The organism is Nocardia sp. NPDC046763 (genome assembly GCF_040645495.1).
Lineage (GTDB): Bacteria > Actinomycetota > Actinomycetes > Mycobacteriales > Mycobacteriaceae > Nocardia.
The window spans coordinates 272671-291876 of record NZ_JBEYYI010000009.1; the positions used below are offsets into that span (position 1 = coordinate 272671).

At 69.1% G+C, this 19206-nt stretch carries 16 protein-coding genes; 9 read left to right on the forward strand and 7 right to left on the reverse strand.

Annotation, left to right across the window (positions count from 1 at the left end; all coding sequences use genetic code 11):
- Positions 1-59 precede the first annotated feature (59 nt).
- Positions 60-1322 (forward strand): hypothetical protein, encoded by a 1263-nt coding sequence (locus tag ABZ909_RS17635; protein WP_357000459.1) that lies wholly within the window; start codon positions 60-62, stop codon positions 1320-1322.
- Here ABZ909_RS17635 and ABZ909_RS17640 read toward each other — a convergent pair.
- Positions 1319-3589, reverse strand: a complete 2271-nt coding sequence (locus ABZ909_RS17640) for a bifunctional serine/threonine-protein kinase/ABC transporter substrate-binding protein (protein WP_357000461.1) — start codon at positions 3587-3589, stop codon at positions 1319-1321. The two genes, ABZ909_RS17635 and ABZ909_RS17640, sit on opposite strands and share 4 nt — an antisense overlap.
- 679 nt (positions 3590-4268) lie before the next feature.
- On the opposite strand from ABZ909_RS17640, the gene ABZ909_RS17645 reads away from it, so the two are divergent.
- The 6 genes from ABZ909_RS17645 (at position 4269) to der (ending at position 10953) form a co-directional block, all read left to right on the forward strand.
- A complete protein-coding gene (locus tag ABZ909_RS17645) occupies positions 4269-5165 on the forward strand; it encodes a ParA family protein (protein ID WP_357000516.1) in 897 nt (298 codons plus the stop codon).
- A gap of 155 nt (positions 5166-5320) precedes the next feature.
- Positions 5321-6127, forward strand: a complete 807-nt coding sequence (locus tag ABZ909_RS17650) for a segregation/condensation protein A (RefSeq protein WP_357000518.1) — start codon at positions 5321-5323, stop codon at positions 6125-6127.
- A gap of 224 nt (positions 6128-6351) precedes the next feature.
- A complete protein-coding gene (gene scpB / locus ABZ909_RS17655; RefSeq protein WP_357000521.1) occupies positions 6352-7170 on the forward strand; it encodes an SMC-Scp complex subunit ScpB in 819 nt (272 codons plus the stop codon).
- 584 nt (positions 7171-7754) lie between these two features.
- Positions 7755-8807 (forward strand): pseudouridine synthase, encoded by a 1053-nt coding sequence (locus ABZ909_RS17660; RefSeq protein ID WP_357000524.1) that lies wholly within the window; start codon positions 7755-7757, stop codon positions 8805-8807.
- A 65-nt stretch (positions 8808-8872) separates the two neighbouring features.
- The gene (gene cmk / locus ABZ909_RS17665) at positions 8873-9541 is read left to right on the forward strand and encodes a (d)CMP kinase (RefSeq protein ID WP_357000526.1); all 669 of its coding nucleotides are present in this window, start codon (positions 8873-8875) and stop codon (positions 9539-9541) included.
- On the forward strand, positions 9538-10953 hold the full coding sequence (gene der / locus ABZ909_RS17670) for a ribosome biogenesis GTPase Der (protein ID WP_357000463.1): 1416 nt from the start codon (positions 9538-9540) through the stop codon (positions 10951-10953). Before cmk ends, der begins: the two co-directional genes overlap by 4 nt.
- Before the next feature lie 75 nt (positions 10954-11028).
- Here the strand turns inward: der and ABZ909_RS17675 are convergent, their stop codons facing one another.
- Positions 11029-11673: a nitroreductase family deazaflavin-dependent oxidoreductase gene (locus ABZ909_RS17675; RefSeq protein ID WP_357000465.1), complete on the reverse strand. Its 645-nt coding sequence runs from the start codon at positions 11671-11673 to the stop codon at positions 11029-11031.
- Between the two features lie 251 nt (positions 11674-11924).
- On the opposite strand from ABZ909_RS17675, the gene ABZ909_RS17680 reads away from it, so the two are divergent.
- On the forward strand, positions 11925-12497 hold the full coding sequence (locus ABZ909_RS17680; protein WP_357000467.1) for a TetR/AcrR family transcriptional regulator: 573 nt from the start codon (positions 11925-11927) through the stop codon (positions 12495-12497).
- A 242-nt stretch (positions 12498-12739) separates the two neighbouring features.
- On the opposite strand, the gene xerD is transcribed toward ABZ909_RS17680, so the two are convergent.
- The 5 genes from xerD to steA all read right to left on the reverse strand — a co-directional run bounded on the left by xerD (position 12740) and on the right by steA (position 18530).
- Positions 12740-13660 (reverse strand): site-specific tyrosine recombinase XerD, encoded by a 921-nt coding sequence (xerD, locus tag ABZ909_RS17685; RefSeq protein WP_357000469.1) that lies wholly within the window; start codon positions 13658-13660, stop codon positions 12740-12742.
- Between the two features lie 102 nt (positions 13661-13762).
- Positions 13763-14416: an NUDIX hydrolase gene (locus tag ABZ909_RS17690; protein ID WP_357000472.1), complete on the reverse strand. Its 654-nt coding sequence runs from the start codon at positions 14414-14416 to the stop codon at positions 13763-13765.
- 95 nt (positions 14417-14511) lie between these two features.
- Positions 14512-16239, reverse strand: coding sequence for a CTP synthase (locus ABZ909_RS17695; protein ID WP_357000475.1), 1728 nt, complete (start codon positions 16237-16239; stop codon positions 14512-14514).
- Between the two features lie 152 nt (positions 16240-16391).
- Positions 16392-17312, reverse strand: a complete 921-nt coding sequence (locus tag ABZ909_RS17700; RefSeq protein ID WP_357000478.1) for a copper transporter — start codon at positions 17310-17312, stop codon at positions 16392-16394.
- A gap of 6 nt (positions 17313-17318) precedes the next feature.
- A complete protein-coding gene (gene steA, locus ABZ909_RS17705) occupies positions 17319-18530 on the reverse strand; it encodes a putative cytokinetic ring protein SteA (RefSeq protein ID WP_357000481.1) in 1212 nt (403 codons plus the stop codon).
- 174 nt (positions 18531-18704) lie between these two features.
- Here steA and ABZ909_RS17710 point away from each other — a divergent pair, with 174 nt between their 5' ends.
- Positions 18705-19124 (forward strand): SRPBCC family protein, encoded by a 420-nt coding sequence (locus ABZ909_RS17710; protein ID WP_354844850.1) that lies wholly within the window; start codon positions 18705-18707, stop codon positions 19122-19124.
- Positions 19125-19206 lie beyond the last annotated feature (82 nt).

Sequence of the window (19206 nt, forward strand, 5' to 3'; positions counted from 1 at the left end):
GCGCTGTTACGGTGGCTGGACGGTAACTGACCTGTTGCTTCAGACCTTGGGAGCCGCCCGTGCAGCGGTATCGCGCGGCCCTCGACACGGTAGGCGGGTGCGCCGCCGCCGCGATCGCGGGCCTGGCCCTCATCGTGCCCGTCGACACCGGGTGCGCCACCGATTCGTCCGCGCTGCAGATGACGCTGCTGAGCGTGACCGTGCCCCGGGCCACCGCCGCGGGCGTGATCGTCGCGGTGCTGGCCGCGGTGTGCGTGCGCATGTTCGGCACCCGGACCGCCTGGGGCACCGCCACGGTCGCGACTCTGATTCTGGTCGTCGACCACCTGGTGGTGACCACCTCCGCGAGCCTGGCCACGGCCAACTTCGTCGATTCGATCGCGGCGGGCGTACTGCTCGGCGCGGCCGGGGCGGCGACGCTCGAATACCGGCCGCCCGCAATCGGATACCTGCTCGGGGGGCTCATCGGCGTCACGGTGGGCGACCACATCGAGACCGTCGCGGCCGCGAAGGGGACCCAATCGCTGCTCGAACGCGCCTTCGTGGATATGCCGCCGGACTGGATCACCGCACCGACCATGGGATTGCTGGCCGTATGCTTCACCCTCTCCCCGCGCACGGGGTTGTCGTCCTACTCCACCGCGTTGAACCTGCCGTTCGCGCCAGTGCTCGCCGCGGCCGTGGTGGTCACCACCATCGACGTGGTGTCGGAGCGGTTCACCACGGCGACGAGCGGCACCGCGGTCATCGTGGCCGGAACGCTCGCGGTGCTCGCGGCGGCGGTGATCGCCGCGCTGCTGCTGCCTGAGCGCGACGGCACCCTCACCCTGCTCGCGGTGGCGCTCGCGGCGACCGGCAGCGCGATCGCCATTGCGGCCCAGGCGCACTGGAAGCTCGCGCCGATACTGACGGTCATGGCGCTCGGCCTGGCGGCGGGCCTGCGACGCCAGGCGCCGGTCGTCGCCGCGGCCGCGATCGTCGCCCTCGGGGTGTTCGCGCTGCTGGCTCCCGGCACACGGCACAATGATTCGTGGACCGCGCTGATCGGCAGCTGCGCCGTCGCCGCGCTGGCCGGGTACAGCTTCGGCGCAGCCACCCCCCGCGGCACGGCCGGGACCGTACTGGCGATCGGCCTGCTGTTCATTCCGACGGCCGTGCTCACGCTGGAATACCGTGGCTGCGAAGCGTTCCCGCTGCATCCCAACCAGGCCGTCGGATCGGGTGACCGCGCCGCCTGGATGGCCATCGCCCTCGGGGCCGGATGCCTGGCCGCCGTCATCGCGCTGCGACACCTGCGGCCCGAGCGGGTCGAGCAGGATTAGGAGATCCGGTACAGCCAGATCCGGGGATCGGCGAGTTCACCGGTCGCGCCCCAGCCGTACGAGTGGGCGATGCCGTCGCCGTTGTAGACGTGCAGGTAGGCCCGCAGTTCCGTGCGGCCCGCGTGCCCGGACACGATGCCCCGCAACACGATCGCGGTCAGGTCGTAGGTCTCGGCAGCATACGCGGTCGGGGCGGAACCGGTGGCGGACCGGTACTCGCCGACGAAGCGTTCGGTGGCGGCGCCGCACTGGCAGGCCACCAGGGTGCCGGTGGCCGCCGGACCCGCGAGGGTCCGGAAGCCCGGGTCGTAGCTGCCGTCGCCCAGCACGAAAGTCGCCGTGACACCGGCACTCCGCAGTTTGGTGAGCAGCGAGGCGGCTGTCGGCGGGTACCCGGCGTAGAACACCGCGTCCGGGCGCGCGCCGGCGATGGTGTTCACGGCGTCACCCGGATCGCCGTTCGGGTCGATGCTGACCTCGCACCCCGCGAGCGCGGCCGTGCCCAGCCCCGAGGTCACCGAGTCCGCCAGCGAGTCGCCGAAGCCGCCGCCGCTATCGCGCACCACGCAGACCCGGGAGAAGCGCGCGGTGTTCGCCAGATACCGGCCCAGCGCCGGTCCCTCCGCATTGTCGTTGGCCAGGCCGCGGAAGAAGCCGGACCAACCCGACTGCGCCAGTAGCGGATTCGTCGCCGCGGGGGTGAGAAATGACAGCCCGGCGGCGTCGAACGTCTGGCCTGCCGCGACCACTTCGCGGGACAGGGCGGGACCGATCACCGCGACGATCGAGGTGTCCGCGGCGATCTTCTCGGCGATCTGCGCCGCCGCCGTCTGGCTGCCCGCGGTGTCGAACTCCCGGACGGTGACCGGACAGGCCTTGCCCCCACCCTGGACGAACTGGTCGACGGCCAGCTTCACGGCATCGATCACCGTGCGGCCCAGGGCAACATCGGTATCGGCGCCCGTCAGGGGCACTGCGGCAGCGATGGAGACCGGCTTGCACGGCAGCCGGCCGTCGTTCGCGGGGTCCTCTACCGAGACGGGGTAGGCGACCTTGTCACCGAGAGCGTCGATCTGGGTGAGCGGCACGAAACCCGGGTATACGGCGGCGTACGGGCCGCCGGTGTTCGCCGGGGGCGTGTTCTTCGACGACCCGGAATCGTGTGTCGCCCAGACGATTCCGGCCGCCGTCGCGATAACGACAACCAGCGCGGCCGCACCGGCGGCGATCCAGCGTCCGCGCCTTCCGTTCCGGTTCGGCGGAGCCGGAGGTGACGACGGCTCGTCCAGCATGGTGGCCTCGCCCGCCGGGGGCAGGGTGATGGTGGCCGACACGCTGCCGCTCGGTCCGGTCGTCGTCGCCCGGGCGCTCGCGAAGAGAGTCGTCACAGGGGATGCGGCGGCCACCTGCAGCGGCAGCACGGTGGACTCGGACTCCTCCGACAGGGCCTGCAGCGCAGCGTCGGCGAACGCACGGCAGGAGTCGAAGCGATCCTCCGGTCGTTTGGCCAGCCCACGCGCCAGCACCGCGTCGAGGGCGGCGGGCAGCTCCGGTCGCCGGTCGGTGACCCGCGGCGCCGGATGCTGCAGGTGCCCCGCGATGACCGCCGCCGCGGTCTCCGCCTGGTACGGCGTCGATCCGGAGAGCAGCCGGAACAGCGTGCACGCCAGCGAATACTGATCCGAGCGGTGGTCGAGCGCGGCCCCCGACAGCTGCTCCGGCGACGCGTAGGTGATCGTCGCCGCCAGCATCCCGGTCCGGGTGATCTGCGCCGAGTCGTCGCGCAGTCGCCCGATCCCGAAGTCCGTCAGCAGAATCCGCCGATCCTGCCCCGGCACCGAGCGGGTCAGCAGAATATTGGCCGGCTTCACATCCCGGTGGATCACCCCCATCGAATGGGCGTAGTCCAGCGCTTTGGCGGTCTCGCCGATGATGTGGACCGCGTCGTGCGCGGGCAGCGTGAACGGGTCCAGCGCCGCCGCGTCCCCACCGTCCACGTACTGCATGGCGATCCACAACCGCCCGTCCTCGACCCCTCGATCATGCACCGCAACGATATTGGGATGATCCAGCCGGGCCACCAGCTCGGCCTCCCGCTCGAACCGGAACCGGGTCTCCCGCTGCGACACCAACTCCCGCGCCAGCAGCTTGATCGCCACCAGCCGAGGCAATCGCGGATGCCGGGCCAGAAAAACGTCCCCCATCCCGCCCCCACCGAGCCGCCGCTCGATCAAATACCCGGCGAATTCCTTACCCGCAAACAACATTCGGCCCTTCGCACCCGCAACCTCCCCCGAACCATACCCGCTACACCGCGCAAGAGATCCGATCGACAGGCCCGCCCCACCCGGACCTCCGGGACAAGTGGCAAGGAGGACGCCGCCCGGCGCAACCGCGCCGCCCCTCCGCATCCTCGCCCGGCGAAGCGGTGGAGGTGGAGGTGGAGGCGGTCCCAGGGCATGGTCGGCTCGCGCCGCCGTGTCGCGTTCGGCGGCTCGGGGCCTTATCGTGGGCAGCTGCCGTCAGGGTCGATGGCGGATCACCCCGCGGGGGCGGGGCGTGTGGGCGGCGAAGGGGAGGCGGTTCACCCGGTAGGGATCGACTGAGCGGGAGCGGAATCGGGTGGGCCGGATCGGACAGGATTCGAGGAAACCCCCACTGATCTCCCGCAGTCCTGGTGCATAGGCCGTAACCTGCTGTCCCACAAGCGAAGAATGCTCCTGACCGGACACCAGTCCGACCGAGGACACCCTTACCGGCCCTGAAGTGCAGGTTTAGGGTGCGTGTCCGAGCGTTGGTCTTGCGTGAACAGGCGGTAGCGTCTAGGAGGGACCCGGTCGCACACGTGGCCGGGCGCTTCGTCCACGGCAGGTCGGTGGATGGAGCAAGGGCAGGAACGTCGAAGGAGCAGCGGACGTGACGACTACCGGTGGTGCGGGCCAGCGGATCGAAACCGCCGCGCAAACACTGTGGGAGGCACCCGATGTGGTGTCCGACGGCAAGGAGGTCGGCCCCACCGGACGCCCGGTACGCGAGATTCCGGAACCCCACGAAGCCGATCACAGCGGACCTGCCCTGATCGTCGCCATGTGCAATCAGAAGGGCGGCGTCGGCAAGACCACCTCGACCATCAATCTCGGTGCGGCGCTGGCGGAATACGGACGCAAGGTGCTGCTGGTCGACCTGGATCCGCAGGGGGCGCTGTCGGCGGGACTCGGTGTGGCGCACCACGATCTGGACGTCACCGTGCACAACCTGCTCGTCGGCCCCGGCAAGGTCAATGTCGACGACGTGCTGATGAACACCAAGGTCGAGGGCATGGATCTGCTGCCCAGCAATATCGATCTGTCGGCGGCGGAGATTCAGCTCGTCAACGAGGTCGGCCGGGAGCAGACGCTGGGCCGCGCCATCGCGCCGCTGCGCGACCGCTACGACTACATCCTCATCGACTGCCAGCCCTCGCTGGGCCTGCTCACCGTGAACGCCCTGGCCTGCTCCGACGGCGTCATCATTCCCATGGAGTGCGAATACTTCTCGCTGCGCGGCCTGGCCCTGCTCAACGACACCGTGGAGAAGGTGCGGGACCGGCTGAATCCGGAACTGACCCTGTACGGCATCGTGGTCACCATGTTCGATGCCCGCCTATTGCATTCACGTCAGGTGATGACGCGCGTGGTCGAGGTGTTCGGCGACCTCGTGTACGACACCGTCATCTCGCGGACCGTCCGCTTCCCCGACGCCAGTGTCGCCGGTGAGCCCATCACCACCTGGGCACCGAAATCCGGTGGCGCGGAAGCCTATCGGGCCATGGCCCGGGAAGTCATCCAGCGGTCGGGCCGTTGAGCGATCCTCTCGATTCACCGTCCGAGCACGACCCGGCGGACGCGGATACAGCCCTGCCCGCCGGAGATTCGGACTCGCCGGTCCTGGCCGACCTCGCCGCCTCCGGCGTTAATGCTGCAGCACCGGACGATCAGGACGCGCCGGGCAAATTTCACCTGAAGCTCGCCAACTTCGAGGGCCCGTTCGACCTGCTGCTGCAGCTGATCAGCTCGCGCCGACTGGACGTCACCGAGATCGCGCTGCACAAGGTCACCGACGAATTCATCGCCCACACCAAGGCGCTCACCGCCCGGCTCTCGGAAGAAAGAGGGCTGCGCGCGGACAAGGTCCTCGACCAGACCACCGAATTCCTGCTCATCGCGGCCACCCTGCTGGATCTGAAGGCGGCCCGGCTGCTCCCCTCCGGCGAGGTTTCCGACGAGGAGGACCTCGAACTCCTCGAAGCCCGCGACCTGCTGTTCGCGCGACTGTTGCAGTACCGCGCGTTCAAACAGGTCGCGGCCCTGCTGGGCGAGCTGGAGGCGGCGGCGCTGCAACGCTATCCGCGCGCGGTGTCACTGGAGGAGCGGTATCTGAAGCTGTTGCCGGAGGTTACGCTGGGGGTGGACGCCGCGGGGTTCGCCGAGGTCGCAGCCACCGTGTTCCGGCCGCGTCCGAAACCGAGGGTGGGGCTGGATCACATCCACGCCCATGCGATTTCGATCGCCGAACAGGCCGCGCTGGTGCTGGAGATGCTGAAAAGCCGTGGCGCGGGCGGCTGGACGACCTTCCATGAACTCTGCGCCGACTGCGAACTGCCGATCCAGATCGTGGCCCGCTTCCTCGCCCTGCTCGAGCTCTACCGGGGCAAGACCATCGAGTTCGACCAGCCCGACCCCCTGGGCCCGCTGTCCATCAGCTGGATCGGCGAGCTCGAAAACCAACCGGCCCAACCGGTGACGATTGAAGAGGATTACGGGTGACCGAGGTGCAGAACTTGGGTGACGACGCGCAGGACCCGGCCGCCGCCAACCAGGCCGCGCCCCAACTGACCCTGGCCGAACGGATCGTGGCCGAAGCGGCCGCGGCAGCGAAGGCCCGCGCAGCCGGGGCGGATGCCGCCGAGCCCAGCGGTGGAAGCGTCGAAACATCGGCCGAGGTCGTCGAGGCCCCGGCGGAGGTTACGGTGCTCACCGACGAAGCGACCATGCTCGAGTCCGCCGCCACGGAGCCCGTGGCCGCCGCGCCCGAGTCCGTGAACGACGGCCCGGCGTCCGTGGCTGATACCTCCCGGTCCATCACCGGCGCTGCCGAGCCTGTGGCTGAAGTCACTCAACCTGGGGCGGAGGTCGTGGCGCCGGAGGGGCCGGGCGTCGATGCGGAGGAGTTCGAGGACGAGGAGGCGCTCGAGGAGGACGAGTTTCGGGCGGCGCTCGAGGCGATGCTGCTGGTGGTGGATGCGCCTGCGCCGGTGGAGTTGCTGGCGTCGGCTTTGCGGGATCATCCGATCCGGGTGGAGACCGCGCTGCGGGAGATGTCGGCGGAACTGACCGCGCGGCGCAGTGGCATGGATCTCAGGTACGTGGGCGACGGGTGGCGTTACTACACGCGGACGGAATTCGCCCCCTATGTGGAACGTATGCTGTTGGACGGCGCACGGTCGAAGCTCACACGCGCCGCTTTGGAAACCCTGGCGGTGATCGCGTACCGTCAACCGGTTACCCGAGCACGCGTGAGTGCGGTGCGCGGTGTGAACGTGGATGGCGTGATCCGGACTCTGCTGGCGCGGGGCCTGATCGCGGAGGCCGGATCGGACCCGGAGACCAACGGCACTCTGTACATCACCACCGAGCTGTTCCTGGAACGGATCGGACTTGCGTCACTGGCGGATCTGCCGCCGCTGGCCCCACTGCTCCCGGGCGTCGATCTGATCGACGAGATCAACGAGAGCCTGGACACCGACCCCCGGTACACCAGGCTGAAGAAACCCGCCGTGGCCGATATCGACCTCGGCACCGATGACTGAAACAGGACAACGTGAATACACCCGCTCGCCGAGATGGCACACCGGATCGTAGGAAACGTGGCAGTGAACCGCCCCGCGGCGGTTCCCGGGCCGCCCGCGGCCGGACTGGAGACGACCGGTCCGCGCGCGGCGGCAGCTCGTACGGCGGAGGCTACGACGGCCCCGCGAACTCACGCGGCGGCGCCGCGAACACCCGTGGCGGCTCCGCGAACACCCGTGGCGGCTCCGCGAACACCCGTGGCGGCTCCGCGAATCGCGGCGGATCGCGCGGTGACTCGCCCTCGTGGGGCGGCAATTCCCGAGGCGACTCGCGCGGTGGCAGCGGCTCGTACGGCGGCGGACGCGGCGGCAGCGGGTCCTATGACTCGCGCTCCGGCGGATCCCGCGGCGGCTCCTACGGCTCGCGCGGCGCTTCCGGCTCGCGCGGCGAAGGCTACAGCTCGCGCGGCGAAGGCTACGGCTCGCGCGGCGAGGGTTACGGCTCGCGTGATGAGGGTTACGGCTCGCGCGGCGAAAGCCAGTGGGGCGGAGGCGGTTCGCGCGGTGGCGCGTCCTCCCGTGGCGGTTCCTCGTTCGGAAACTCCGTGCGCGGCAACCAGTCTCGCAGCGACTGGGGTTCCGATTCGCGTGGCGCCGGGCGCGGCGGCGATAGCCGTGGCGGCCAGTCGCGCACCGGATTCGGCTCTGACCGTGCCGGTTTCGGCCAGGATCGCAATGCGTCCCGCGGCCGGATCGGCGGCGGCAGCCCGCTGGCCCCGCACACCTCGCCGAACACCCCCGCCAAGAAGAAGGCCAAGCCGGTCAAGCAGGTCGCGGCTCCGGTCCTGATCAGCAATGCCAAGCCAGCGCGCCGCCAGCGTGTGGACGCCGACGCGCAGGGCCCGAAGAAGCTGCCCTGGGGCGAGGGCGAGCGCCTGCAGAAGGTCCTCGCGAAGGCCGGGGTGGCCTCGCGCCGCGCGGCCGAGGAGATGATCGAGGCCGGCCGCATCGAGGTGGACGGCAAGATCGTGCGCGAGCAGGGCCTGCGCATCGATCCGCAGACCGCGGTGGTCCGGGTGGACGGCGTGCGCGTGGTGATCCGCGACGAGCAGGTGTACCTGGCGCTGAACAAGCCCAAGGGCTGGCAGTCGACCATGTCCGACGAGATGGGCCGCCCGTGCGTGGGCGACATCGTCGCCGAGCGGATCGCGGCCGGGCAGCGGCTGTTCCACGTCGGCCGCCTGGACGCCGACACCGAGGGCCTGCTGCTGCTCACCAATGACGGCGATCTCGCGCACCGGCTCATGCACCCGTCCTTCGAGGTGTCCAAGACCTACCTGGCCACGGTCAACGGCGAGGTCAAGAACCGCGAGGTCGGCAAGCTGCTGAAGGACGGCGTCGAGCTGGAGGACGGTCCCGCCAAGGTGGACCGATTCCAGGTGCTCGAGGTCGGCCAGGGCAAGTCGCTGGTGAAGGTGGTGCTGCACGAGGGCCGCAAGCACATCGTGCGCCGTCTGCTGGCCGAGGTCGGCCACCCGGTGACCGCGCTGGTGCGCACCCACCTTGGACCGGTCGCCCTGGGCGATCAGCGGCCGGGCACGCTGCGTGTGCTGGGCCGGGACGAAATCGGGAAGCTCTACGAGGCGGTGTCGTTGTGAACGGTGTGGGAAGTCTGATCGACACGACCGGCGCGCTGACCGGGTGGGCGCGGTTGGTCGTCGCCATGGACGGCCCGTCGGGCACCGGCAAGTCGAGCGTGTCGCGCTTGCTGGCGACCCGGCTCGAGGCCAGCTACCTCGACACCGGTGCCATGTACCGGATGGCGACACTGCGCGTGCTGCGCACCGGCGTGGACCTGGACGACGCCGCGGCCATCGCGATCGCGGTCAAGGACCTGCCGCTGACCATCGGCACCGATCCGAGCCGGGAGGTCATCCTGCTCGACGGCGAGGATGTGTCGAACGAGATCCGCGGCAATGCGGTGACCAAGGCGGTGTCGGCGGTGTCCGCCGTGCCCGAGGTGCGCGAGCAGCTGGTGGCCTTGCAGCGGGACCTCACCGCGGCGGCGGGGCGAATCGTGGTCGAGGGCCGCGATATCGGCACCGTCGTGCTGCCCGAGGCCGATGTGAAGATCTATCTGACCGCCTCGGCCGAGGCCCGCGCCACGCGGCGCAACGCGCAGAACATCGCCGAGGGCCGGGGTGACGATTTCGCGGGTGTGCTGGCCGATGTGCAGCGCCGCGACACCCTGGATTCGACACGCAAGGTGTCACCGCTGCGTCCCGCCGAGGACGCGGTGCTGGTCGACACCAGCGATCTGAACAAGGACGAGGTCATCGACGAGCTGTATCGCGTGGTGGCCGAACGGATTTCGGCGGGAGGCGGGCAGTGACGCAGGACACCTTCGCCGGTGATGGCATCTGGTCGGACGAATCCGACTGGGACATCGCCGAATTCGAGGGCGAGCAGGACGCCGAGCACATCCCGCTGCCGACGGTGGCCATCGTCGGCCGCCCGAACGTCGGCAAATCGACCCTGGTGAACCGCATTCTGGGTCGTCGCGAGGCCGTCGTGGAGGACATTCCGGGCGTGACCCGGGACCGGATCTCCTACGAGGCCACCTGGGCCGGACGCCGTTTCCTGGTGCAGGACACCGGCGGCTGGGAGCCCGACGCCAAGGGCCTGCAGCAGTCGGTGGCCCGGCAGGCCGAGGTCGCCATGAAGACGGCCGACGCGGTCGTCGTGGTGGTGGATGTCACCGTGGGCGCGACGACCGCCGACGAGGCGGTGGCGCGGACGCTGCGCCGCAGCAAGACCCCGGTCATCCTGGTGGCCAACAAGGTCGACAACGAGAAGCTGGAGGCCGATGCGGCCGAGCTGTGGTCGATGGGTCTCGGTGAGCCGCAGCTGGTCTCGGCCGCGCACGGTCGCGGCACCGGTGATCTGCTGGACCGCATTCTGGAGGTGATGCCCGAAACCCCGCGTGAAGGAACGGGTCTCACCGGCGGCCCGCGCCGCGTGGCGCTGGTCGGCAAGCCGAATGTGGGCAAGTCGTCGCTGCTCAACCGCCTCGCGGGCGAGGAGCGTTCGGTCGTCCACAATGTCGCGGGCACCACCGTCGACCCGGTCGACTCACTGGTCGAATTGGGCGGCAAGACCTGGCGTTTCGTCGACACCGCGGGCTTGCGCCGCAAGGTCGGCAATGCGTCGGGCCACGAGTTCTACGCCTCGCTGCGCACCAAGGGGGCCATCGAGGCCGCCGAGGTGGCGGTCATGCTCATCGACGCCTCGGAGCCACTCACCGAGCAGGACATCCGCGTCATCTCCATGGTCGCCGACGCCGGGCGCGCGCTCGTCATCGCCTACAACAAGTGGGACCTGGTCGACGAGGACCGCCGGGAAATGCTGGAACGCGAGATCGACCGCGAAATGGTCCAGGTTCGCTGGGCCCAGCGCGTCAACATCTCCGCCCACACCGGCCGCGCCGTCCAGAAGCTCGTCCCCGCCATGGAGACCGCCCTGGACTCCTGGGACAAGCGCATCTCCACCGGCCGCCTGAACAACTGGCTCAAAGAGGTCATCGCCGCCACCCCTCCCCCCATGCGCGGCGGCCGCCTCCCCCGAGTCCTGTTCGCCACCCAGGCCTCCACCCGCCCCCCGACGTTCGTCCTCTTCACCACGGGCTTCCTCGAGGCCGGCTACCGCCGCTTCATCGAACGAAAGCTCCGCGAAGAGTTCAACTTCGACGGCTCCCCCGTCCGCGTGAACGTCCGAGTCCGCGAAAAGCGCGACCGCAAGAAGTAACCTCACGCCTCGGCCGAAGAAAAGCCCGGGTGACGGCACCAGCCGTCACCCGGGCTTTCTCGTTGCCGCCGAAGTCTAGGACAGCGGCGTCATTTCGAAGACGGGGTGTGTGGCGGCCGTGCGGGCGAAGTCCGCCGCCGACGGCTGGGTGGGCAGACCGAGCGTGCGGCGCAGGACCAGGCCGCCGAGAGGGCGGGAGAGTCGTGGGGCGACAACGTCTTTCAGGATCTGGGTGGCGCGGTCGGCGGGTAGTTCGACGGCGGTGAATTCGGTGCGGGCGGGGCCGGTGCCGAGGGAGGCGCCGCCTGCGGCGCGAAGGTTGCGGACCCACTGGGCGTCGCCGGAATGGGTGGCGATGATCCAGCGCCGGTTGCCCTCGCCGAACACGTCCACCGGATTTGTTCTGGGCAGCCCGGATCGTCTGCCCGCCACGGTCAGTAGCGCGACCGGTCCGAGCCGTACACCCGATCGCAGCAACATGGAGACGGCTCGTCCCACCAGGTTGTGGCCCAGTCGCGCGCCGCCGAGTACATGCACAGCGGCGAACGCGACCAGGAACAGCCCGGCGAGGAGCCCACCCAGCCAATCCCACAGCGCCGCGGCGCCGAACGCGGCGATCGCCAGGTGCACGGCGACGAGCACGGCGCCCAGCCCACCGACGGCCGAAATGCCGCGGCTGCGGGAACCCGCCGTGGCGTGAAGATTACTCGTGGAGTTCATGAATCGCGTCTCCCTCAACAGGCTCGAACCACTATGGGCATCTGCCCATATACTATGGGCGATCGCCCATAGTAGGCAAGACTTCGCTCCCGAGCGTGAAGCCAGGTATTCCGCCGAGGTGCCAGCCACGAGACTCGTAGCCGGTAGTGAGCCGCGAGATTCGTTGTCAGGACGCGAGCCAATAGACTTGACCGGATGTCCAGGGCGGTCGGCGAATCCGTCGATCCGAGACCGGAAGGGGAGACCGAAGCATGCGTGGCGTTCCACGGCCCGATCTGCGCCCCGAACTGTTCGCCGCCGCGGACCGCATTCTGGTACGCGATGGCGCCGCCGGTCTGACCAGCCGAGCCATCACCGATGAGGCCGGGTGCGCGAAAGGCATCCTGCACAACCACTTCGACGGACTCGAGGGCTTCCTCGTCGACTATGCCGCCGACCGCGTGCAACGCGCCGTCGACCAACTGTCCAGCCTCCCGGACCGCGCCGGGCAGGGCGACGTCCTCGACAACCTCACGGAAGCCGCCGTCACCCTCTTCAACTCAGGCGCCCTCCCGACAGCCGCGTTGATCTCCGCACGACCAGCCCTGGCCACCCGTATCGGCACCGCGATCGCCGCCGACTCAGCCCTCAGCGCCAGCGAGCAGATCTTCGCCGGCTACCTGTCGGCCGAACAATCCGCCGGCCGCCTCCCGTCCGACCAGGACACCCACACCCTCGCCTTCGCCCTGGTCGGCTCGATCCACCACCTGTTCTTCACCTCGCAGGGCGCGGAACTCGACCCCGCCCGAGTCCGCCAGATCATCCGCACGGTCCTGCATCTCTGAGCCCCAGCCGCCCCGAGATCAACGGGGCTGCCCCAAATACCACGGAATCATGTAGCGCCCCACTCCGTGGGCCCGCGGGCGCACGAATGGCCGGTGGCCCGGAATTCGTCGAGGACGGCGACGGTGACCAGCCGGATCATCGAATTCGCTTTCATATTCGAGCGCCGCCGGCTCACTGGGCGCGAACACATGGGCCGGATCATCGGGGCCCTGCCGAAGCTCGCACATCGGCCTTCGCCGAGTCAGCGGGCGCGGGGGTGGGCGGTGGCCCAGACCTCGTGGAGGGTGCCGACGGTGACCAGGGTGTAGATCTGGGTGGTGGTGACCGAGGCGTGGCCGAGGAGTTCCTGGACGACTCGGACGTCGGCGCCGCCGTCGAGGAGGTGCGTGGCGAAGGAGTGGCGGAGGGTGTGCGGGGAGACCTGGGCGGCGATACCGGCCCGCTCCGCCGCGGATTGCAGGACCTGCCAGGCGGTTTGGCGGGAGAGGCGGCCGCCGCGGTGGTTGAGGAAGAGGGCGGGGTTGCCCTTGCCTCGGACGGAGAGGGCGGGGCGGCCTCGGACCAGGTAGTTGTCCAGGGCGGCGAGGGCGGGGCGGCCGATGGGGACCATGCGCTGTTTGCCGCCCTTGCCGCGCAGGACCACCGCGCGCTCGGCGGTGTCGATGTCGTCCACATCGAGCCCGACCATCTCGGAGATGCGGGCGCCCGTGGAGTACAGCAACTCCAGAAGTGCCCGGTCGCGCAGCCCGCGCGGGCCGTCCGCGATGTCTCCTCCGGCGGCGTCGAGCAGGCGGGAAACCTGGTCGTACGGGAGGGCTTTCGGCAGTCTCCGGGCGGGTGTCGGCGGTTTCACCGGATGCGCCACATCCGCGTCGGTGATGCCTTCCGCAGTCGCGAACCGGTGCAGCCCGCGGACGGCGACCAGCGCCCGCGACGCCGACGAGGCCGCCAGTGCGGGATGCTCGGCGTCCCCCGACCGCAGCGACACCATATAGTCGGCAATGTCCGATTCGGCCACGCGGGCAAGCGTTTCCACTCCGCGCTCGGTCAAAAAGTACTGGTAGCGACCCAGATCCCGCCGATAGGCGCTGAGCGTATTGCGCGCGGCGCCGCGCTCGACCGCCAAATGGTCGAGGTACGCGTCGATCTGCCGGTTCAGCACGGCTCACATCATTGCAGCCGCCACCGACGAACTCCCCGACCCGAACCCGGCGAAGCGAACTAGTTTCCCAAATCGGGATCTACTGCCTTTCCCGATCATGATCTACCGCAATGCCTCCCGGGCCTTGCGATCCAGGAAGGCGGTGGGCATCCCCGGCCAGGGCGCATCGGCGGGCCGCAGCCGAGCCCCGCTGGACCGGGCCGTCATCAGCGCGGTCACCCCGGCCACCGCGGTGGCATTGGTGATGTCACCCGCCAGGGCGGCCTGCACGGCCTCCGTCAACGGCATCCGCAGGATCTGGAGGTCGGCCTCCTCCATTTCCGGGTCCGGCCGGTCGATTTCGTAGAGCCCGGTCGCCAGATACACCCGCAGCGCCTCATCGGTGAACCCGGGCGAGAGCGCCACATCGACCAGCACCGACCACTCTCGCGCGGCCAGCCCGGTCTCCTCGGCCAGCTCCCGCCGGGCCGCCTCGAGCGGATCCTCGCCCGCCTTGTCCAGCAGTCCGGCCGGCAGCTCGAGCAGCCGCCGTCCGATCGGATGCCGGTACTGGTTGACCAGTACCAGATTGTCGTTGTCGTCCAGCGCAGCCACCGCGACCGCCGCGTGGTGCTCGATCACCTCCCGCTCGGCGACCTTGCCGCCGGGCATGACCACCTGGTCCAACCGCAGCGCCAGGATCGCGCCCGAGTACACCGTGCGACTGGACAGGACATCGAAATCGTGTGTGCCGGGGACCGGTTCCGAGGAGGTCATTCCAGAACCGTAGCGCGGATACCCGGGCAGAAACGAAACCGCCCGAGCACTCGTCGAATGCTCGGGCGGGCCGTGGAATCCCGGTCAGGCGGGGATCACTTGGAGACCGTCTCGGCCTCCGCGGCGGGCACCCCGTCGGGAATCTCCACCGGAAGCCGTTCGGCGGCCTTGTATTCCAGCGCCGCCGAGATCAGCGCCGCGAACAGCGGGTGCGGGCGCGTCGGACGGGACTTGAGCTCCGGGTGCGCCTGGGTGGCGACCAGGAACGGGTGCTTGTCCTGCGGGTACTCCACGAACTCGACCAGGTGGCCGTTCGGGGAGGTGCCGCTGAACTTCAGGCCGCTCTTGGCGACCTTGTCGCGGTAGGTGTTGTTGACCTCGTACCGGTGCCGGTGCCGCTCGGAGACCTCGGTCTCGCCGTATGCCCGCGCGACCAGCGAATCCTGCTGCAGCACAGCCGGGTACGCGCCGAGCCGCATGGTGCCGCCCAGATCGGCCTCGCCGGCCACGATCTGCTCCTGGTCGGCCATGGTCGAGATGACCGGGTACTTGGTGTCGGGCTCGAATTCCGCCGAGTTGGCGTCCTTCATGCCCACCGAGCGCGCCGCCTCGATGACCACGCACTGCAGACCCAGGCACAGGCCCAGCAACGGAATCTTGTGTTCGCGGGCGTAGCGGATGGCGCCCACCTTGCCCTCGATGCCGCGAATGCCGAAGCCGCCCGGGATCAGGATGGCGTCCACGTCGGCCAGGTGCGACCGCGCACCCGCCTCGGTCTCACACTCGTCGGACTGCACCCAGCGGATGTTCACCTTGGCCCGCGAGGCGAAACCGCCCGCGCGCAGCGCCTCGGTGACCGACAGGTAGGCATCGGGCAGGTCCACATACTTGCCGACCAGCGCGACAGCGACCTCTTCACGCGGGTTGTGCACGCGGTCCAGCAGATCGCCCCAGACCGTCCAGTCCACGTCGCGGAAGGGCAGCCCCAGCTTGCGAACGACGTAGGCGTCCAAGCCTTCCCGGTGCAGCACCTTCGGAATGTCGTAGATCGACGGCGCGTCCGGCGTGGAGATGCAGGCGTCCACATCCACGTCGCACATGAGCGCGATCTTGTTCTTCAGCGGCTGCGGCACCTCGCGGTCGCAGCGCAGGATGAGCGCGTCGGGCTGGATACCGATATTGCGCAGCGCCGCCACCGAGTGCTGGGTCGGCTTGGTCTTGAGCTCGCCCGAGGGACCCAGATAGGGCACCAGCGTGACGTGCAGGAAGAAGCAGTTGTCGCGACCCACCTCGTGGCGAATCTGCCGCGCCGCCTCGAGGAACGGCTGCGACTCGATATCGCCCACGGTGCCACCGATTTCGGTGATCACCACATCCGGTACCTGCCCGTGCAGGTCCGGTCCCGTCATGGCGAGAATGCGACTCTTGATCTCATCGGTGATGTGCGGGATCACCTGCACGGTGTCACCGAGGTACTCGCCCCGGCGCTCCTTGGCGATCACCTTCGAGTACACCTGGCCGGTGGTGACATTGGCGTCCCCGGACAGATCGCGATCCAGGAACCGTTCGTAGTGGCCGACATCGAGGTCCGTCTCCGCGCCGTCCTCGGTCACGAACACCTCACCGTGCTGGAAGGGGTTCATGGTGCCGGGATCGACATTCAGGTACGGATCCAGCTTCTGCATCGTGACGCGGAGTCCGCGTGAAGTGAGCAGCTGACCGAGGCTGGAGGCGGTCAGACCCTTACCGAGTGAAGAGGCGACGCCACCGCTGACGAAGATGTGTTTCGTGGCCGCGCGCGCCGGAATCCGTGATTGACCCACGGGACTTCACGGTAACACGGATCGGCGACGCCGATCGCATGCCACGCATGTTGGTTGCCCGCGGTTGCCTCGATTCTGCGTGTCGCGGTCAACTTTTCCGGTGTCGGCATCGACGTGGCCGGGGCTTTCTGCCGTACGGCCCTGCGCTCTGCTCAGTGCGGCATGGCCGCGACTGTGAGCGAGGTCGCCTTCGAACCCGTGCCGTAACGGCCGGTACCGCCGTTCAACTGCTCGGTGAGCCCGAGCACGGTGGTGATCCGCCCGATCTCACGATCGACATTGTCGACGGTCGTGACGGTCGACAGTCCGCCCTCGGACCGTGTCACAGCGATCGCTCCCGGCCCCTCGGCGGCCCCGTAGCGACCCGCCAGCACCACCCCGGCACTGTGGGACCGCAGGCCCCCGGCGAACCGGGCGATGATGGTGCCGCGATTGTTCTCGTCGGCCCGCGCCCCGTCGCCGGTGACCACCACGGCCAGCTGGGCGGGCTGCACGTCGGCGAAGCTCAGGAAGCCCCCGCCACGCAGTGTCTCCAGGGCCAGGCCGCGCTCCTGCTGGGTGCCGCGCGGCTGCCCGTTGGCCGGATCGTCGAGCAGCACCTGGCCGAGCAGATCGCCCGCGAGGCTGCCCTGATCGACGGCGTCGACCCCGAGCCGCGCGCCGGCGGGGACCACGTTCAGCAGTGCGGTGCGGAGCCGGTCGCCCTCGGAGGAGTCGGTGAACGCGCCGGTCAGGCCGATACGGCCGGTGACCGTGGCGCCCGCGGTGGTGAGGGCCGCAGTGACGGCGTCGGCGTCGCCGCTGTCGGCGTCGGGGGTGGTGAAGACGAGTACCGCTCGGTTGGCCAGCGCGCCCGCCAGCAGCTTGCCCGCCGAACCCGACAGGAAGGCGTCGGCCGCCTTCACCTGTTCGTTCAGACGCCCGTTCTCGGCACGCAGATCGTCGATCTGCTGCCGGTCGCCCGAGCCGGGAAACAACCCGTTGCCTTGCGTGCGGGTGCCCAGCACCACGCCGACCGCCAGGGCCAGAAATACCGCGGCGATCGAAATCGCGTGGTGGCGAAACGAAATCATCGGTCCCTACCTGTGTCGGTCCAATAGCCCCTGTGCCCAGTGCGATCCGCGATGCCAGGTGTTGGCGGTCCAGGTCAGCGCCTCGACACCCAGGTGGGTGGCCAGCAGCGCGACCATCAGGGCCACCAGCGCCGCGAGCACCACCAGCGCGACCGCCCAGCCGGAGCCCCGGTGGTGGTACAGCGAGGCAACGGCTTTCGCGTCCATGAGCTTGGTGCCCATTTTGAGGCGGGTCAGGAAGGTCGCCGGATTCGAATCGCGCCGGCCGCGGTCGAAGAAGTCGTCCAGCGAGACCGCCGCGCCGACGGTAACGATCAGCGACGCGCCATGGTGATCCGCCAGCAACAGCGCCAGATCCGCGGGCGCACCCGAGGACGGGAAGGTGGTCGCGCCGATGCCCAGATCCTGGATGCGCTCCAAACCCTTGGCGTGGCCGTCGGTATCGGCGGGCAGGATCACCTCCGCGCCGGACTTCAGCGTGGTGGCGGTGATCTCCTCCGGGTCGCCGACGATGAGGTCGGGCCGGTAGCCGTGGCGGGTCAGGGTGTCCGCGCCCCGGCCGACACCGATCAGGATCGGCGCGTACTCCTTGATGAACGGCTTGATGCGCTTGAGGTCGTCGATGTGCTCGGGACCGTCGGCCACCACCACGACATGCCGCTTCTTCATGTCGACTTCGACATCCGGCACGCCGATTCCATCAATGAGCAAGGAGGATTCGGTGCGGATGAACTCGATGGTGTTGCCGGAGAAGGCTTCCAGATGGTCTGCCAGCCCGTTACGCGCCTCGATCATGCGCTCGACGATGGCGGCCTCGGTGAGCTCGATGCCCTCGACGAGTGCCTCGGGTTCCTTCTTCGCCGACTTGTCCGCGTAGACGACACCTTCCTCGACGCGAACCCGAGCACCGTCCTTGATCTTCTTGAAGACGTCCGAGCTGACCGCGTCCAGCAACTGTATGCCATTGGCCACCAGCACTTCCGGACCAAGGTTCGGATATCGCCCGGAGATCGACGGCGAGGCGTTCACCACCACCGCCACCTGAGCTTCGACGAGCCGTTCGGCAGTGAGCCGATCCAGGTCCATCTCATCGAGCACCACCACGTCGCCAGGCCCCACGCGCTGGAGCAAACGCCTGGTATTGCGGTCCACCCGGGCCATCCCGGCCAGACCCGGCAGCGTTTCGGTGTTACGCGACAACAGGGCCAGCATCTTCATAACGATCGATGATTGCCGCAAACTCTCAGCCATTGGTGGAGGCGCGCCGGTCAGGATCACCATTCGTCACAGTGATGCCGAACGAGCGGATCCTGTCGTTCCTTTCGCAGCTATCTTCTTACCGGGCGGTAAGGATATGCTCCGGACACCGGCACGAGAGGAGACAATGCCGTCATGGCCAGCACCACCGTTGATACCGTCCTACCCGCCCCGCGTGAGGTCGTCTACAAGCTCTTCACCGAGCGCGACAGCCTCAATGCCTTTCTGCCCATTCAGATTTCACTGAAGAAGCCGGGCATCGGGAGCCCGTCCGGCGTCGGCGCGCAGTACCACCTGGGCCTGGCCGGCATCGGCCCGACCGAGGAGACCACCGAGCTCGTCCCCAATGAGCGCATGGTCTACCGCGTCATCGCGGGCGCCCCGGTCAAGCGGCACGTCGGCACCATCAGCTTCTCCGACGCGCCGGGCGGCACCCGGGTCGTCTACACCATGGAGTCCGAGCCCAGCCTCCCCGTCCCCGCCCAGATCCTCGAGCCCGGCCTCCGCGCCCTCACCAATGCCCTCATCGGCGGAGTGCGCAAAGCGATCAAGTAACGCTCGGCCACCGCGCCTTCGGAGTCGGCGCGGCGGTACCGGCACAACCGGCCGGACCCTTCGCGGGCCCGGCCGGTTTTCT

What these genes read in the sequence shown, in the direction of transcription:
- ABZ909_RS17700 (WP_357000478.1), bottom strand. Translation starts at nt 17,312, where the DNA reads ATGATTTCGTTTCGCCACCACGCGATTTCGATCGCCGCGGTATTTCTG.
- ABZ909_RS17675 (WP_357000465.1), bottom strand. Translation starts at nt 11,673, where the DNA reads ATGAACTCCACGAGTAATCTTCACGCCACGGCGGGTTCCCGCAGCCGC.
- ABZ909_RS17640 (WP_357000461.1), bottom strand. Translation starts at nt 3,589, where the DNA reads ATGTTGTTTGCGGGTAAGGAATTCGCCGGGTATTTGATCGAGCGGCGG.
- ABZ909_RS17710 (WP_354844850.1), top strand. Translation starts at nt 18,705, where the DNA reads ATGGCCAGCACCACCGTTGATACCGTCCTACCCGCCCCGCGTGAGGTC.
- cmk (WP_357000526.1), top strand. Translation starts at nt 8,873, where the DNA reads ATGGACGGCCCGTCGGGCACCGGCAAGTCGAGCGTGTCGCGCTTGCTG.
- scpB (WP_357000521.1), top strand. Translation starts at nt 6,352, where the DNA reads ATGCTCGAGTCCGCCGCCACGGAGCCCGTGGCCGCCGCGCCCGAGTCC.
- ABZ909_RS17690 (WP_357000472.1), bottom strand. Translation starts at nt 14,416, where the DNA reads ATGACCTCCTCGGAACCGGTCCCCGGCACACACGATTTCGATGTCCTG.
- ABZ909_RS17680 (WP_357000467.1), top strand. Translation starts at nt 11,925, where the DNA reads ATGCGTGGCGTTCCACGGCCCGATCTGCGCCCCGAACTGTTCGCCGCC.
- steA (WP_357000481.1), bottom strand. Translation starts at nt 18,530, where the DNA reads ATGAAGATGCTGGCCCTGTTGTCGCGTAACACCGAAACGCTGCCGGGT.